A 15,699-nucleotide genomic window follows, 5' to 3' on the forward strand; every position below is an offset into this window, starting at 1 on the left:
GGGCTCTGACCTGGGCGGATGGTCGGCACGTCCACCTGTGTGGAGCAGCGGGACGGCGAGGGGGTTCGGGACGGCGCACAGGCGCTGAGCTGGAGTTTGACCGATTCGGTGACACTCCGTGATGAATTGCGTGCGCATATGTACCGATTTAACGTGAATTGCGCGTGGTAGTGATCGGCCCGCCACGGGCCGTGACGTAGTCCATGTGTCCCTTCCCCGGGCCCGGCCCCGTGCCGGGCCCTCCCCTCCCAGGAGGTTTCTCCGCATGTTCAAGTCGAAGCTCAGCAAGCTCGCCCTGGCTGCGGCCGGTGGCGCCATCGCGCTCACCACCGCCGCGGGGCCCGCCCTCGCCGAGCCGCCCGCCCCCGTAGCCGACCTCGGCCGGCCGAGCGTCGAGGCTCCCGCGAGCCCCGCGGAGCGCGCGCCGCAGCCCACCGACGAGGCCTCGCGGACGGCGGACGACCGTCGCCACTACCTGGGCCGCGTCATCGCCCGGAACGGTCTGAACGTCCGCGCCCACCCGAACACCCGTTCCCGGATCATCGCCACGCTGCCGTACGGCCGGATCGTCCACATCGAGTGCAAGGTCCGCGGTGAGAACGTCCGCGGCAACAACCTGTGGTACAAGCTCGACCGGGACCACCACCGTCACGACGGCTGGGTCTCCGCCCGCTACGTCACCAACATCGGACCGGCTCCGCACTTCTGCCACCACCGCTGACGCCTGTCCTGAACGCCCCGCCCCCGGTGCCGCACCCGGCACCGGGGGCGGGGCGTCCGCCGTTCCGGGCGCCCGGTGTCCGCCTCCCCGCGGGGCGGACACCGGGCGGTTTCGCATGTCCTCGCCACCCGATCGAAAGGCCCGCGCGAGGGATTGACGGCCTTGCTGACGCGCAGTCTCATAAAGGGCGAGCGTGATGTGACTGCCAGTAACCCCCGACAGTGAGGTGGCCGTGCGATGACGACCGCGACCGATGCCGGAGGGCTCCGGGACGCCCTCGGACTGCTCAAGGACCGCGAACAGGTGGCCAGGCGCCTGCTCGACTCGTCGGCCAGGCACTCCTTCGACCCCGACAAGGAACTGGACTGGGACGCGCCCTTCGAGGAGGGCAAGTGGTTCTGGCCTCCGGAGTTGGTCTCCCTGTACGGCACACCGCTGTGGCGGCGGATGTCGGAGGAGCAGCGGATGGACCTGGCCCGCCGCGAGGCCGCCTCCCTCGCCTCGATCGGCGTCTGGTTCGAGGTCATCCTGATCCAACTGCTGGTGCGGCACATCTACGACAAGCCCATGGACAGCCTCCACGTGCGCTACGCCCTCACCGAGATCGAGGACGAGTGCCGCCACTCCAAGATGTTCACCCGCTTCATCGCGAAGACGGGGGTGCGGCCGTACCCGGTCACGCGGCTGCACCACAACCTCGCGCGGGTCCTCAAGACGGTCTCCACCACGCCCGGTTCGTTCACCGCGACGCTGCTGGGCGAGGAGATCCTGGACTGGATGCAGCGGCTGACCTTCCCCGACGAGCGGGTCCAGCCGCTGGTGCGCGGCATCACCCGCATCCACGTCGTGGAGGAGGCCCGCCACGTGCGCTACGCGCGCGAGGAGCTGCGCCGTCAGATGGTGAGCTGCCCGCGCTGGGAGGCGGAGCTGACCCGCGTCAGCTCCGGCGAGTCCGCCCGGGTGATGTCCGTCTCCTTCGTCAATCCGCAGGTCTACACCGACGTCGGGCTCGACCGCCGCGAGGCGCTCGCCCAGGTGAAGGCCAGTCCGCACCGCCGCGAGGTGATGCAGACGGCGGCCAAGCGGCTGACGGACTTCCTGGACGAGATCGGGGTGCTGCGCGGGGTGGGCCGCAGGCTCTGGGTGAGTTCGGGCCTGCTGGCCCGATGACCGGGGAGTGCGCCGGGGCGGCGGCGGTACGCTGCCGGTATGACCGCCCCGGCGTACCGCAGGCTCAGCGTGGAGGAGCGGCGCGGCCAGCTCATCACCACGGCCCTCGTCCTCTTCGCGCACAACGCGCCCGAGGACGTCTCCCTCGACGACGTCGCCACCGCCGCGGGCGTCTCGCGTCCGCTGGTCTACCGCTACTTCCCCGGCGGCAAACAGCAGTTGTACGAGGCGGCGCTGGGCAGCGCGGCCGACGAGCTGCGGCAGTGCTTCGCCGAGCCGCAGACGGGGCCGCTCAGCCGCAGGCTGTCGCGGGCGCTGGACCGCTACCTGGCCTTCGTCGACGGGCACGACGCGGGGTTCGCCGCGTTGCTCCAGGGCGGCAGCGTCGCCGAGACGTCCCGGACGAACGCGATCGTGGACGGGGTGCGGCGGGCCGCGGCCGAGCAGATCCTGCTGCACCTGGGGGCGCGGGAGCCCGGCCCGCGCCTGCGGATGATGGTGCGCACCTGGATCGCGGCGGTCGAGGCCGCCTCGCTGATCTGGCTGGACGAGAGCAAGCGGACGCCGCTGGAGGAGCTGCGCGACTGGCTGGTGGACCACTTCCTCGCCCTGCTCGCCGCCACCGCCGCCGGCGACCCGCAGACGGCGGAGGTCACCCGGAACGCGCTGGCGCTGGAGCGCCCGGACGGCCCGGTGGGGCGGCTGGCGCGACGCGCCGCCCCGGTGGTCGGCGACGCCCTGCACCTGCTGTGAGACTGGTGCGGTGAGAAGCGAGGAGACGGTGTTCGTCGGCGGCCCGATGGACGGGCGGGTGCTGCCCGTGCTGGTGGGGCCCACGGGACGGCCGCCGAAGTACTACGAGATCCCCGTGCCCGATCCGGACGGGGGCGAGCCGGTGGTGCACGTCTACCGACTGGAGGCGGTGGCCGGGAGCGGCCGGCTGGCCCTGCCGCGCGGCTGGCGGTACGTCCACCTTCCGGAGGGCAGGCCGCGGAGCGGTCCGATGTGGCCGTGGCGGGGAAGGGGCGCCTGAGCCACGGGGTGCCACGGGCCACCGCGCCGTGGGCGTGGGGCGCGTTTGCGAAGAGATTCGGCAGGAATGGCGCAGGTGAGGCCCCCGTTCCCCCACACGGCCCTAGTCTGCCGCCCGTGACCCCAGGGATGGCCCCACTCGGCACCGACGCACCCCGGCGGCTCGGCCCCTACCGGCTGTACGGGGTGATCGGCCGTGGCACGTCGGGTCCGGTCCACCTCGGCCGGGGCGCCGCGCGGCGCGGTGGTCGCAAACGGGCCGCCGCCGTACGGGCCCTCCGTCCCGAGCTGCTGCGCGACCGGCAGGTGCGGGCCCGGCTGCGGCACGACCTGGAGACGATCCGCACCCGGGTGGACGACCCGCACCCGGCACGGCCGTTGGACTGGGAGCTGGACAGCGAACAACCGTGGATCGCCTCGGAGTTCGTGCCCGGCCCCTCCCTGGCCCACCTGCTGGACCGGTACGGGCCACCGCCCGAGGACGTCGTCCGGGCGCTCGGCGCGGCGCTGGCCCGCGCCCTGGCCGCCCTCCACGCCGCCGGGGTCGTCCACGGCTGCCTGCGGCCGTCCTCCGTGCTGGTGACCGACGACCGACCCCGGCTCGTGGACTGCGCGCTCACCCTGGACCCCTTGGCCGAGGACCGCGGGCAGGGGGCCGACGACGTCTTCGACCTCGGCGTCCTGCTGGCCCTCGCCGCGAGCGGCCACCACCCCTTCGCGGGCGGCGTGCTGCCCTCCGGGCGGGAGGGGCCGGATCTGACGGGGGTGCCGACCGCGCTGCACCCGCCGCTGCTCGCCTGCCTCCACAAGGACCCGTGCCACCGTCCGGCGCCGGGCGCGCTCGCGGCCTGTCTGGACCCGGAGGGGACGGCGTCGCGGCCGGCCGGGGAGTGGCTGCCGGAGGTCTGGCTGCACACGGTCGGGGTCCGGGCGGCCGAGGCCCGCGAGCTGTTGGGGTGGCGTCTCTTCGGTCGGTGACCTCTCCGGCCGGCGACCGCCGGAGGGCCCCAACTCACCGGAGTCTTTCAGGAGTTGTAAGCGAACCTTAAATGAGAGCGCTCTCTGCGAAAAGTCTTGACCTTTGCGCGCCCTCTGAGCACAGTGACGACATCCGGTCCCCCGCCTCCCCCCTTCGGCCGGTGATCGGATGCACGACTCGATTTGTCGTGCGCACGCCAATAACCACGCCCCCCACAGGAGATCCCCACCGTGGTGTCCCGCAGAAGGTTCATCGGCCTGTCCGCCGCAGCCCTCACCGCCCCCGTCATCGGCTACGCCGCCACCTCCACCGGCTTCGCCTCCGACGTCCCCGCCTCCCCCACGGCCGACACGGTCCCGACCCTGCGCCTGGTCAACGACACCGGCCAGTCCACCGTGTTCGCCTACCTCCACGCCGACCACCCCGGCGGCGGGCAGGGCTTCCTCAACCCCTCCACGGGCCGCCTGGACCCGATCCCCAACCCGTCCGAGCGGATGCACGACCTGAGCGGCTTCCTCGCCTCGCACCGGCTGCCGCTCGGCCAGGACATCCGGCTCAACACCCACCTCACCGGCGCCCGGGTGTACTTCTCGCTCGGCGAGAGCGTGGCCTTCTTCGCCAACCCCAACGCGGGAGGCGCCGCGGGCGCCCTCGTCCAGCCGTCGGCCGCCAACCCCTCCGACCCGTCGTACCGCACGATCTGGGACTACTGCGAGTTCACCTACAACCCGAGCGGGATCTGGGGGAACATCACCTGCGTGGACGGCGTCGCCCTCCCGATCGCCCTCACCCTCACCCCGGGCAGCGGAGCGGTGCAGCGCGTCGGCGGCATGCCCGCGGGCGGCACCGCCCTGCTGGCCGAGCGGCTGAAGCAGGCGGGCGGCGACTGGGGCAAGTGCGCGCTGTACGACGGCGGCCGGCTGGTGCGGGTCTCCAGCCCCGCCAAGCTGCCGGGCCTGGGCACGGACGTGTTCGCCGGGCACTACCGCGCCTACGTCGACGAGGTGTGGCACAAGTACCGCGCCGACGGCGGGACGGACCTGCGGATCTCCCTCGGCGACGTCTGGCCGGGGAAGACGGTGGTCGGCCGGACCCAGGGCGACCGGCTGGTCTTCCAGGGCATCACCGACGGCTCCCCCGACTCCTTCCGCAAGCCCGGCACGGCCGGCTCCAGCGCCGAGGCCGACATCTTCGGCTGCGACGGCACCCTCCACGGGATCAACGCCACCCAGCAGGGCCGCATCGCCGCGGTGCTGGGCGCCGCGTTCTGCCGGACCACGCTGGTGAGCAACCCCTCCCAGCCCGACGCCACCTCCCGGGACTTCTACGTCCACGGCCCCCGGCACGAGTACGCGCGCCTGGTCCACGAGCTGGTGGCCGACGGCCGCGGGTACGCCTTCCCCTACGACGACGTCACCCCCACCCAGGAGAGCGACCTGGCGGGCGCGGTGATGTACACCGAGCGGCCCTCCGACTGGGCGCTGACCGTCACGCTCAAGCGGCCCTCCTGACGGGGCCGCACGGAGGAGCCGGGTCACCCGGTCGGCGTGCCGGTTGCCGCGATCGCCGCAACCGGCGCACCGGCCGGGAGGCCGCCGGCGGCCCCGCGTGCCACGATCGCCGAGTACCCCCGAGGACGGCACGGAGGTGAGGCGGTGTCAGGGGCGCGGGGCTGTTCCACGTGGTTCCCACGGGCGGCGGTGGTGCTGGCCGTCCTGGTGCTCGCCCTGGTGCTCGCCGCGGCCGGCACCGCCGTGCCGCCGGAGCCCGCCGGCGCCGTCTCCCGGGGCGAGCCCGTCGGCGAACTCCTCACCCGGCTGCGGGACCTGCACCGGCGCGGCGAGGCCGCGACCGAGGCGTACCGCGCGACCGAGCGGGAGCTGACGGCGCAGCGGGCGCGCGTCACCCGCTTCCAGGACCGGCTGGCCGACACCCGCGTCCGGCTGGACGCGGCGCGCGACGAGGCCGGACGGATCGCCCGCCGGCAGTACCGGGGCGTCGGGACCTTCCCGCCCCACCTGCGGCTGCTGCTCGGCCGCGACGCGCGGGAGGTGTGGGCGGTGTTCGAGTACGGGCGGGCGCTGGACCGGATGGCGGCGCGCCGCACCGCCCTGGCCGAGCGGCTGTCCGCCGAGGAACGGCGGCTGGCCGACCTGGCGTCCCGGGCGCGCGGCGCCCTGGACCGCCGGCAGACGCTCGCCGCGCGGCGGGAGCGGCAGCGGAACGAGGCCGAGCGGCGCCTGGCGGAGGTCCAGCGGCTGCTCGCCTCGCTCACCGACGCGGAGCTGGACCGCCTGCGCCGGTTGGAGTCGGCGCAGGCGCCGCCCGGGGGCGGATGAGCCCGGCGGCCGGGTACGGGACCACCGGGCTCACCGGGCTCACTCGACGGGCCGGACCCGGTCGGGCCGGCCCGATCGGGATCAGTCGGAGGCGAGGCTCGCCAGGTAGGCCTCCGCCTTCTCCGGGTCGAAGAACCAGTTCTCCAGGTCGGAGGGGTCGCTGAAGGCGTTCGCGAACCGGTCGGCCAGCGCCTGGTGCTCCATGCCCGCGCCGATCAGCTTCAGCACGTGCTCCGGCGGCGGCGCCAGCAGCCCGTTCGACCACTTGGTGACGTAGCCGGCCGTCGTCTCCCAGAAGTGGTCGAACGTGGCCTGCATCCACTCCTCGTCGAACGGCTTGTCGCCCCGCTCCAGGATCGACGCCAGGTAGGAGGCGGCGCACTTCGAGGCGGTGTTGGAGCCCTGGCCCGTGATCGGGTCGTTGGCCACCACCACGTCGGCCACGCCCAGCACCGCGCCGCCCGAGGGCAGCCGGCCGACCGGCTTGCGGACGGTCGGCGCGTAGCGGCCCGCGAGCGTGGCGCCCGCGTCGGTCAGCTCCACCTTGGTGGCCCGCGCGTACTCCCACGGCGTGAAGCGCTCCATCAGCTCCAGCGTGAGGGACAGGTGCTCGGCGGGGTCCTTGACGCCCTGGAAGACGTCCAGCGGGCCGCCGGGAATGCCCTCCCAGAACAGGATGTCGCAGGCGCCGGAGAGGGTGTAGCCGGGGATCATGAACAGCTCGCCGACGCCCGGCACCAGGTTGAAGCGCACCGCCAGGGTGTCGGGGTGCTCCGGGCGCCGCTCCAGGCCGTGCACGTACGCGACGGCCAGCGCGCGCTGCGGTTTGTCGTACGGGGAGCGCGCGGCGTCGCGCTCGAACATCGACACCAGCTCGCCCTTGCCCGCCGCGACGAGCACCAGGTCGTAGGTGCGGGAGAAGAAGTCCAGGTCGGAGACCGTCGCCCCGTGGATGACCAACTGGCCGCCGCGCTGGGCGAAGGTCTCCATCCAGCCCGCCATCTTCAGGCGCTGGTCCACGGACTGCGCGTAGCCGTCCAGCCGGCCCAGCCAGTCGACGACGCGCGAACCGTCGGGACCCGCGACCGAGACGCCCAGGCCCTCGGTCCTCGGGCTCTGGTTCTCCCAGAAGTTGATCCCCAGGTCCCGCTCGTGCTGGAGGGCCTGGTCGAACATGCACTGGGTGGACATGACCCGGCCGCCGCGGATCTCGTCCGCCGTGCGGTTGGACATCACGGTGACCTCGTAGCCGTGCGCCTGGAGGCCGAGCGCGAGCTGGAGGCCGGACTGGCCGGCTCCGACGATGAGTATCTTCCGCATGGCGGATCTCCCCTGAGGTGCCTGGGTGTGGTGGAACGGATCGGGTCCCGGCCGGTGTCCCGGCCGGGGCACCGACCGGCCGGAGCGGGCCGCCGGATCAGGCGGGCGTGAGGTCCAGCGCGTGGCCGACGAGCGCCGTCAGCGAGTCCACGACCGTGTCCCTCTTGCGCGCGTCCATGACCAGGACGGGCACCTGGGCCGGGATGGACAGCGCCTCGCGCACGTCCTCGGGCTCGTAGTACGTCGTCCCCTCGAAGTGGTTGACGGCGACGATGTACGGCAGGCCGCAGCTCTCGAAGTAGTCGAGCGCCGGGAAGCAGTCCTCCAGCCGCCGCGTGTCGGCCATGACCACCGCGCCGATCGCGCCGCGCACCAGGTCGTCCCACATGAACCAGAACCGCCGCTGGCCGGGGGTGCCGAACAGGTAGAGCACCAGGTCGGCTTCCAGGCTGATGCGGCCGAAGTCCATGGCGACCGTGGTCGTGGTCTTCTCCGGGGTGGCGGTGAGGTCGTCGGTGTCCTCGCTCGCCTGGGTCATCACCGCTTCGGTGGTCAGCGGCTCGATCTCGGAGACCGAGCCGACGAAGGTCGTCTTGCCCACGCCGAAGCCCCCGGCCACCACGATCTTGACGGAGATGGGGGCGCGGTCGCGCTCCTCCGACAGGGGCAGGAGTTCCTCGGCGGTCTCTCCGGAACCCTTCACGGTGGTGTCTCTTGCGGTGTCAGAGCCTGCGAAGTCCACCCAACACCCTTTCCAGCAGTGCACGGTCGGGACGGTCGTTGTCGTATCCGGTGCCGTAGACCCGGATGCGTCCCTGGTCGGCGAGGTCGCTCAGGAGCACGCGCACCACGCCCAGCGGCATCCGCAGACGGGCGGCGATCTCGGCGACCGACCGGATCCGGCGGCACAGCTCGACGATGGCCCTCATCTCGGGCATCACGCGGTCGCGCAGGCCGCCCGAGGTCAGCTCGCGGTGCTCCTCGGGGGCCTCGATGGCGCCGACGAGGGTCTCCACCAGCAGGACGTGGCCGAAGCGGGTACGTCCGCCGGTCAGGGAGTACGGGCGTACCCGCGCGGGTTTGCGCACGGGCAGGGGGCTGCTGGAAGTCACTGGTCCGTCTCCTCGATCGACGCGCGCAGTTCGGTGCGGAGTTCGGGGGTGAGGACGTGCCCGGCCCGGCCGACGAAGAGGGCCATGTGGTACGCGACGACGCTCATGTCGCAGTCGGGCGCCGCGTGGACGCCGAGCAGCGAGCCGTCGCTGATCGACATCACGAACAGGCTGCCCTCGTCCATCGAGACCACGGTCTGCTTGACGGGGCCGCCGTCCATCAGCTTCGCGGCGCCCTGGGTCAGGGAGCCGAGGCCGGAGACGATGGTCGCCAGGTCGGCGCTGGAGCCCCTGGGGCCGCTCCCCGCCCGCTTCCCCTCCTCCCCGCGGGCCCGGTCACTTCCGGACTCCGCGGTTCCGTCCGGGTCGTAGGACAGCAGGAGCAGTCCGTCGGAGGACACCACGGCGACGGACCGTACGCCGGGGACCTCGTCGACCAGCTTGGCCAGCAGCCAGCGCAGGTTGCGGGCCTCCTTGCTGGGCGTGTGTGCGGTGGTGGGCGCGTTCACTTCCGTGCCTCCTCAACAGTGCCACCCGTACCGGTCGGCTTCGCTCGGCCGCTCTCCTCCTCGGCGATCTGGGCCTCCGCGTCCCGCAGGCCCGCCCGGGCGCCCTGCTGGAAGCCGCCGAGCCGACGCCGCAGTTCCTCGGCCTTCAGCCCGCCCGTGCGGGGGCGGGGGACTCCGGTACCGGTCGGCACGATCCGGGGCGTCCGCTTGGGGAGCCCCTTGGCGGTGACGGTCCGTCCGGCGGGAGCGGCTTCCTCCTCCGCGACGGGACCCGGCGTGGGCGCCTCGTCCTCGGTCCGGCCGTGCTCGGCGGGTTCGGCGGACCCGGCGGGTCCGGCGTCCCCCTCGTTCCCGGCGGGCTCGGCGGGCTCGGCGGGCTCGGCCTCCCGGGCCGCCGCCCCGGTGTCCTCCGGCTCCCTGGTGTGCTCGGCCTCCTCGGGCTTCCGAGCCTCCTCGGACCTCCCGGACTCCCGGGGCTCCTCGGACTCCTCGACGGACTCGGAGGCCCCGGCGTCCGGAGCGGTCTCGGCGCCACCGTCGGCCGGCGTGGCCGCCGCGCTCCCCGCGCTTCCCGCCCGGGGCTTGCGGGTCGGCAGCGCGTTGCCGTTGGCCTCGGCGACCGTCCCCGGCAGGGTCGGGACCGTGCCCGCGGCGGTCTTCGCGCTCGCGCCCGGCATCGGGCGGTCCGGCAGCAGGGCGCGCGGCAGGATGGCGACCGCGGCGATGCCGCCCTGCTTCTGCGCGCGCAGCTCCACCTTGATCCCGTGCCGCGCGGCGAGCCGGGCCACCACGTACAGGCCCATGCCCAGCGTGCCGTCCTCCTCCGAGTCCCCGACGCACTCCCCGGCGAGCTGGGCGTTGAGCTCGGCCAGTCGCTCGGGGGTCGCGCCGATGCCCTCGTCCTGGACGGAGAGCATGATCCCGCCGTTCTCCAGCATCCAGCCGGAGAGGCGCACCTCGTCCTCCGGCGGGGAGAACGCCATGGCATTGTCGATGAGTTCGGCGATCAGGTGGCTGACGTCGTCGGCGGCGGGGCCGGCGACCTGGGCGTGCGGAGGCAGTCCGGTCAGCTCCACCCGCTCGTAGAAGTCGACCTCGCTGATCGCGGCGCGCAGCACGTCCAGCAGCGGCACCGGCTCGACCTGGCCGGTGGCGTGCTCGGCCCCGACGAGGAGCAGCAGGTTCTCGCTGTGGCGGCGCATCCGGGTGGCGAGGTGGTCGAGCTTGAAGAGGGTGGCGAGCCGCTCCGGCTCCTTCTCCTCGTGCTCCATGCTCTCGATGACGGCGAGCTGCCGTTCCACCAGGCCCAGGGTGCGCAGCGCGAGGTGGACGAACGTGTTGTGGGAGACGCCCTGCCCGCCCTCCAGCCGCTCGGCCAGGGCCGCGTACTCGCGCTGGAGCCGCTTGCGCTCGGCGGCCAGTTCGACGGCCTTGGCCTCGGCGTCGCCGGCGCGCTCGTGGAGCGCGACGGCGGCCTCCCGCAACCGGTTGACCGCGCGCACGACGTCGGCGAACTCGTCGTTGCGTCCCTTGTACGCCACCGGCTCCTCGGCCACCGGGTCGGCGGCCACCCGCCGGCTGCCGAGCCGGAGGACGGCCAGCGGCCGGGTCATCGAGCGGGCGGTCTGCACGCTGATGCCGACGGTCAGCAGCAGGCAGACCCCGAGCAGGGCGATGCGCAGCTCCAGCGCGGTGAGGTCGTCGTCGCGCAGCGTCCTCAGCCGCTTCACCTCGGCGACGGCCAGCGAGGACTCCATGCTGCGCATGCGGTCCACGCGGGCGTTGAGCGAGGTCTCGACGCGGGCGCGGTTCAGCGCCAGGTCCCGGGAGTCCAGCCGCGGCTGGTCGGTGAGGCGGGCGAGGTAGCGCTCGGCCAGGGTGACGTCGGTGCCGGTGACGGTCCTGTCGTAGGCGTCGCGGTCGGCGGCCCGCGCGGTCTGCTCGAAGTCGGCGAGGGCCGCCTGCTCGCGCAGGTGCGCCTGCTGGCCCGCCGCGGTCAGCTCCGGCTGTGCGCCTCCGGCGGCGAGCGCGGCCAGCAGCAGCCCGCGGGCGGCGGACGCCTGCTCGACGGCGCGGCCGAGGTCGGGGAGCGCGTCGGCCGTCGCGTTCTCGGCCCGGCCGGGGAGGGCGCGGGTGGTGGCGGCGGTGATGCCGCCGAGGGCCTGGATGACCCGGGTGTAGGCGTCGTAGGTCTCCTCGGCGTCGCTCCGCCCGGTCAGGGCCCGCTCGCGGACGTCGGGGAACTCGTCCAGCAGCCGCCGTACGCCGGCGGGCGCGTCGGCGCGCAGTTCCCGGATCCGGCTGTCCACGCGGGCGCGTTCCGCCTCGGAGAGCCCCTCGCCGCCGGCGGCGGCGCCCGCGGCGGTGCGGCGGACGACGGCGTCTCGCTCGTCGGCGAGGGCGTGGGAGAGGGAGACGGCGCGCCGGCCCAGGTCGGCGCGGTCGACCAGCCGCTGGGCTTCCGTCAGATCACGGGAGGCGGTGGCCACTCCGGGCGCGCCCGCGGCGAGGACGGCGACGGCGCACAGGGTGACCGACACCAGCAGCCGGTTGCGCACCCGTGCCCTGCGCGCGGACGTGGAGACCGTGGAGGTCGCCGTGGAGACCGTGGTGTCCTGCTGGTTCTGCCGGCTGCCCCGGAGTCGCTTCTTCCCCACCCGCGCTCGCAATCTCGTTCCGCCGTCCCGGTCCTGCCCGGAACGCGACAGTCCAACGTGTGCGGCAAGGGACCGTACCGCGTCCGTCCGCGCTCATCTGCGGCGACCGACCTTTCCAGCGCTGCCGCGAGAGGTGGAGCGGTTCCCTGTGCCGGGCCACTCGAAGGAGTGAACATCACCAGGGAGTTGCCGAACAACTCCGGTCCGGTCGGTGGTTTGACCACACGCCGGGCAGGGGATGGAAATTCGCCTGGGGTTTTGGCAAGATGCTCGCCCCCATCCCCTCGGAATCTCTCATTCCGGCAGAACTCCGGCGAAGGACGCAGGCCACGGCGGTGACGCGCCGACGCCCGCCGGAGCCGCGACGACGTCCGACGGTGTTCGACTCCGGCCCGACTCCGGCCCGCCGCCCCGGCGGCCCCTCCGGCAGACTGGCCCCATGCGGATCGAGATGGCGAGCGAGCCCGGCAGCCCGCGGATCCCCAACGAGGACTACGCGTCAGTAGCCCTACCTGCGGCTGGACGCGGCGGAGCGCTGGTGGTGCTGGACGGGGTGACTCCGCCGCCGGAGGACGTGGGCTGCGAGCACGATGTGCCCTGGTACGTGGCCCGCCTCGGCGGGGCGCTGCTCGAACTGTCCGGTTCGCGGCGGGATATGACGCCGGCCGAGTGCCTCGCGGAGGCCATCGAACGGACGGCCCGCGCGCACGGTCCGCGATGTGACCTTTCTCACGTGCGAACGCCGCAGGCAACCGTGGTGATGGCGCGCTGGGACGAGTCGACCGTCGAGCACCTGGTGCTCTCCGACTCGGCGCTGCTGGTGGAGGACGCGGACGGCTCCGTGATCCCCGTCCTCGACCCCCGGCTGGACGAACTGCGGCCCGCGGCACGGGCGTTGCCGCCGGCGGAGCGCGCCGCGTACCTGGAGGGCCTGCGCAACGCGGAGGGCGGCTTCTTCACCGCGGCGGCCGACCCCGCGGTGGCCTCCCGGGCCGTGACCGGCGCCGTGCCGCGGGAGCGGGTGCGCGCGCTGGCCGCGCTGAGCGACGGCGTCACCCGCTGGGCGGAGACCTTCCGCCTGGGCGACTGGGACGCGCTGATGGCGGTGCTCCGCAAGGAGGGACCGCGCTCGCTCATCGCGCGGGTGCGCGCCGCCGAGTCCGCCGACCGCGCCGGCACGGCCTTCCCGCGCGGCAAGGTCCACGACGACGCGACGGCGGTGCTGGTGGAGTTCTGACGCCCGCGCCCCGCCGCCCGGCGGGCCNNNGGGGCCGCGGGGCCCGCCGGGCGGCGGAAGGCCGCGGGAGCGCTGTCCGGGCGGCGCTCAGGCCGCGACGGGCAGGTCCGCCTCGGCCGGGGTCAGGGCCAGCTCCAGGACCTGGCGGACGTCGGAGACCGGGCGCACGTCCAGCTTCCGCAGCACCTCCTCGGGCACGTCGTCCAGGTCCGGCTCGTTCCGCTTGGGGATGATCACCGTGGTGATCCCCGCCCGGTGCGCGGCCAGCAGCTTCTGCTTCACCCCGCCGATCGGCAGCACCCGGCCGGTCAGCGAGACCTCGCCGGTCATCGCCACGTCCGGGCGGACCTGACGGCCCGACAGCAGCGAGGCCAGCGCGGTGGTCATGGTGATGCCCGCGCTCGGGCCGTCCTTGGGCACGGCCCCCGCCGGGACGTGCAGGTGGACGCCGCGCTCCTTCAGGTCGCCGACCGGCAGCTCCAGTTCGGCGCCGCGCGAGCGCAGGTAGGAGAGCGCGATGTGGGCCGACTCCTTCATCACGTCGCCGAGCTGCCCGGTCAGCGTCAACCCCGAGCCGCCCGTCTCCGGGTCGGCCAGCGACGCCTCGACGTACAGCACGTCGCCGCCCGCGCCGGTGACCGCCAGGCCGGTGGCCACGCCCGGCACCGCCGTGCGCCGCTCGGCCGGGTCCTGGGCGGACTCGGGGGTGTGGTGCGGGCGGCCGATCAGCGGACGCAGGTCGTCCACGCCGACGGTGTACGGCAGTTCGCGCTCCCCCAGCTCGTGCTGGGTGGCGATCTTGCGCAGCACCCTCGCGACGGACCGCTCCAGGTCGCGCACGCCGGCCTCGCGGGTGTACTCCCCGGCCAACTTGCGCAGCGCGGCCTCCTCGATCGTCGCCTCGTCCGCCGCCAGCCCGGCGAGCTCCCGCTGCCGGGGCACCAGGTGGTCGCGGGCGATGACGACCTTCTCGTCCTCGGTGTAGCCGTCGAGCCGCACCAGCTCCATGCGGTCCAGCAGCGGCTGCGGGATGGCCTCCAGGACGTTGGCCGTGGCGAGGAAGACGACGTCGGACAGGTCGAGTTCCACCTCCAGGTAGTGGTCCCGGAAGGTGTGGTTCTGCGCGGGGTCGAGGACCTCCAGCAGGGCGGCCGCCGGGTCGCCCCGGAAGTCGCTGCCCACCTTGTCGATCTCGTCGAGGAGGACGACCGGGTTCATCGAGCCGGCCTCCTTGACCGCCCGTACGATCCGACCCGGCAGCGCGCCGACGTAGGTGCGCCGGTGGCCGCGGATCTCGGCCTCGTCGCGGACGCCGCCGAGCGCCACCCGGGCGAACTTCCGCCCCATGGCGCGGGCCACGGACTCCCCGAGCGAGGTCTTGCCGACGCCGGGCGGGCCGACCAGGGCGAGCACGGCGCCGCCGGCCCGCCGTCCGCCGGTCCGCTCCCCCGCGTCGCCGTCCCGGCCGGACGCGCCGGACGGGTCCGACCGACGCGCGGCACGGCGCTTGCGGACCGCCAGGTACTCGACGATGCGCTCCTTGACCTCGTCCAGCCCGGCGTGGTCGGCGTCCAGGACGGCGCGCGCGCCGGCGATGTCGTACGCGTCCTCGGTCCGCTCGTTCCAGGGCATCTCCAGGACGGTGTCCAGCCAGGTGCGGATCCAGCCGCTCTCCGGGCTCTGGTCGGAGGTGCGCTCCAGCCGGTCGACCTCCTTGAGCGCGGCCTCGCGGACCTTCTCGGGGAGGTTCGCGGCCTCCACCCGGGCCCGGTAGTCGTCGCTCTCGTCACCGCTCTCGCCGTTCAGCTCGGCCAGTTCCTTGCGGACGGCCTCCAGCTGGCGGCGGAGCAGGAACTCGCGCTGCTGCTTGTCCACGCCTTCCTGGACGTCCTTGGCGATGGCCTCGGCGACGTCCTGCTCGGCGAGGTGGTCCCGGAGCCAGCCCGTGGCGAGCCTCAGCCGCTCGACCGGGTCGACGGTCTCCAGCAGCCGCACCCGCTGCTCGACGCCCAGGAACGGGCTGTAGCCGGAGTTGTCGGCGAGCTGCCCGGCGTCGTCTATCTGCTGGATGCGGTCCACGACCTGCCAGGCGCCGCGCTTGCGCAGCCAGGTGGTGGCCAGGGCCTTGTACTCCTTGACCAGCTCGGCGACCGCGCCGGGACTGGGGGCCTTGCCGTCGGGGCCGGAGGGGACCTCCTCGATCTCGGTGCCCTCCACCCACAGCGCGGCACCCGGCCCGGTGGTGCCGGCGCCGATCCGCACCCGGCTCAGGCCGCGGATCAACGCGCCCGGGTCGCCGTCGGCGAGCCGTCCGACCTGCTCCACGCGGCCGAGCACGCCGATGCCCGCGTAGGTGCCGTCCACCCGCGGCACCAGCAGCACCCGGGGTTTCTCCCCCTTCTCCGGGGTCTTCTGCGGACGTTCCCCGCCCCCCGCCGTCCTCTCGCCGTCTCTCCCCGCGGCGGACTGGGCGGCCTCCACCGCGGCCCGCACCTCGGAGTCCGACAGGTCCAGCGGCACCACCATCCCGGGCAGCACCACCTCGTTGTCGAGGGGCAGCACGGGCAGGGTGAGCGTTGTGGGCGACAGAGCCATGATCTCTCCCTCGGCAGGCAAATTGAGC

14 protein-coding genes are annotated in these 15,699 nt (G+C 73.9%); 8 read left to right on the forward strand and 6 right to left on the reverse strand.

The features are described 5' to 3' along the window. The first annotated feature begins 265 nt into the window (after nucleotides 1-265). The 7 genes from ABD335_RS28450 to ABD335_RS28480 all read left to right on the forward strand — a co-directional run bounded on the left by ABD335_RS28450 (nucleotide 266) and on the right by ABD335_RS28480 (nucleotide 6,241). Nucleotides 266-721: an SH3 domain-containing protein gene (locus ABD335_RS28450; RefSeq protein ID WP_344328650.1), complete on the forward strand. Its 456-nt coding sequence runs from the start codon at nucleotides 266-268 to the stop codon at nucleotides 719-721. 237 nt (nucleotides 722-958) lie between these two features. Continuing rightward, nucleotides 959-1,891 carry an AurF N-oxygenase family protein gene (locus ABD335_RS28455; protein ID WP_344328653.1) on the forward strand — a complete coding sequence of 311 codons (933 nt, stop codon included), beginning with the start codon at nucleotides 959-961 and terminating at the stop codon, nucleotides 1,889-1,891. A gap of 39 nt (nucleotides 1,892-1,930) precedes the next feature. Next, a complete protein-coding gene (locus ABD335_RS28460) occupies nucleotides 1,931-2,644 on the forward strand; it encodes a TetR/AcrR family transcriptional regulator (protein ID WP_344328655.1) in 714 nt (237 codons plus the stop codon). 10 nt (nucleotides 2,645-2,654) lie between these two features. Further along, on the forward strand, nucleotides 2,655-2,924 hold the full coding sequence (locus ABD335_RS28465; protein WP_344328657.1) for a hypothetical protein: 270 nt from the start codon (nucleotides 2,655-2,657) through the stop codon (nucleotides 2,922-2,924). Between the two features lie 116 nt (nucleotides 2,925-3,040). Next, on the forward strand, nucleotides 3,041-3,901 hold the full coding sequence (locus ABD335_RS28470; RefSeq protein WP_344328659.1) for a protein kinase domain-containing protein: 861 nt from the start codon (nucleotides 3,041-3,043) through the stop codon (nucleotides 3,899-3,901). A 231-nt stretch (nucleotides 3,902-4,132) separates the two neighbouring features. Next, a complete protein-coding gene (locus tag ABD335_RS28475; protein ID WP_344328661.1) occupies nucleotides 4,133-5,413 on the forward strand; it encodes a glycoside hydrolase family 64 protein in 1,281 nt (426 codons plus the stop codon). Nucleotides 5,414-5,557: 144 nt separating this feature from the next. Further along, on the forward strand, nucleotides 5,558-6,241 hold the full coding sequence (locus ABD335_RS28480; RefSeq protein ID WP_344328662.1) for a coiled-coil domain-containing protein: 684 nt from the start codon (nucleotides 5,558-5,560) through the stop codon (nucleotides 6,239-6,241). 81 nt (nucleotides 6,242-6,322) lie between these two features. Here ABD335_RS28480 and ABD335_RS28485 read toward each other — a convergent pair whose 3' ends face one another. The 5 genes from ABD335_RS28485 to ABD335_RS28505 all read right to left on the reverse strand — a co-directional run bounded on the left by ABD335_RS28485 (nucleotide 6,323) and on the right by ABD335_RS28505 (nucleotide 11,839). Further along, nucleotides 6,323-7,561 (reverse strand): styrene monooxygenase/indole monooxygenase family protein, encoded by a 1,239-nt coding sequence (locus ABD335_RS28485; protein WP_344328664.1) that lies wholly within the window; start codon nucleotides 7,559-7,561, stop codon nucleotides 6,323-6,325. 97 nt (nucleotides 7,562-7,658) lie between these two features. Next, the gene (locus tag ABD335_RS28490) at nucleotides 7,659-8,264 is read right to left on the reverse strand and encodes a GTP-binding protein (RefSeq protein ID WP_344328665.1); all 606 of its coding nucleotides are present in this window, start codon (nucleotides 8,262-8,264) and stop codon (nucleotides 7,659-7,661) included. A 19-nt stretch (nucleotides 8,265-8,283) separates the two neighbouring features. Continuing rightward, the gene (locus ABD335_RS28495; RefSeq protein ID WP_344328667.1) at nucleotides 8,284-8,673 is read right to left on the reverse strand and encodes a DUF742 domain-containing protein; all 390 of its coding nucleotides are present in this window, start codon (nucleotides 8,671-8,673) and stop codon (nucleotides 8,284-8,286) included. After that, nucleotides 8,670-9,182: a roadblock/LC7 domain-containing protein gene (locus ABD335_RS28500; RefSeq protein WP_344328669.1), complete on the reverse strand. Its 513-nt coding sequence runs from the start codon at nucleotides 9,180-9,182 to the stop codon at nucleotides 8,670-8,672. Before ABD335_RS28500 ends, ABD335_RS28495 begins: the two co-directional genes overlap by 4 nt. Next, nucleotides 9,179-11,839, reverse strand: a complete 2,661-nt coding sequence (locus tag ABD335_RS28505) for a sensor histidine kinase (protein WP_344328670.1) — start codon at nucleotides 11,837-11,839, stop codon at nucleotides 9,179-9,181. The genes ABD335_RS28500 and ABD335_RS28505 overlap by 4 nt, the downstream gene beginning before the upstream one ends. Before the next feature lie 439 nt (nucleotides 11,840-12,278). Between ABD335_RS28505 and ABD335_RS28510 the strand changes: the two genes are divergently transcribed. Continuing rightward, complete coding sequence (locus ABD335_RS28510) at nucleotides 12,279-13,076, forward strand: protein phosphatase 2C domain-containing protein (RefSeq protein ID WP_344328672.1); 798 nt, start codon at nucleotides 12,279-12,281, stop codon at nucleotides 13,074-13,076. An 87-nt stretch (nucleotides 13,077-13,163) separates the two neighbouring features. Here ABD335_RS28510 and lon read toward each other — a convergent pair whose 3' ends face one another. Continuing rightward, nucleotides 13,164-15,671, reverse strand: coding sequence for an endopeptidase La (gene lon, locus ABD335_RS28515; protein WP_344328674.1), 2,508 nt, complete (start codon nucleotides 15,669-15,671; stop codon nucleotides 13,164-13,166). Nucleotides 15,672-15,699: the final 28 nt, after the last annotated feature.

It is taken from the genome of Streptomyces macrosporus (assembly GCF_039533145.1).
Lineage (GTDB): Bacteria > Actinomycetota > Actinomycetes > Streptomycetales > Streptomycetaceae > Streptomyces > Streptomyces macrosporus.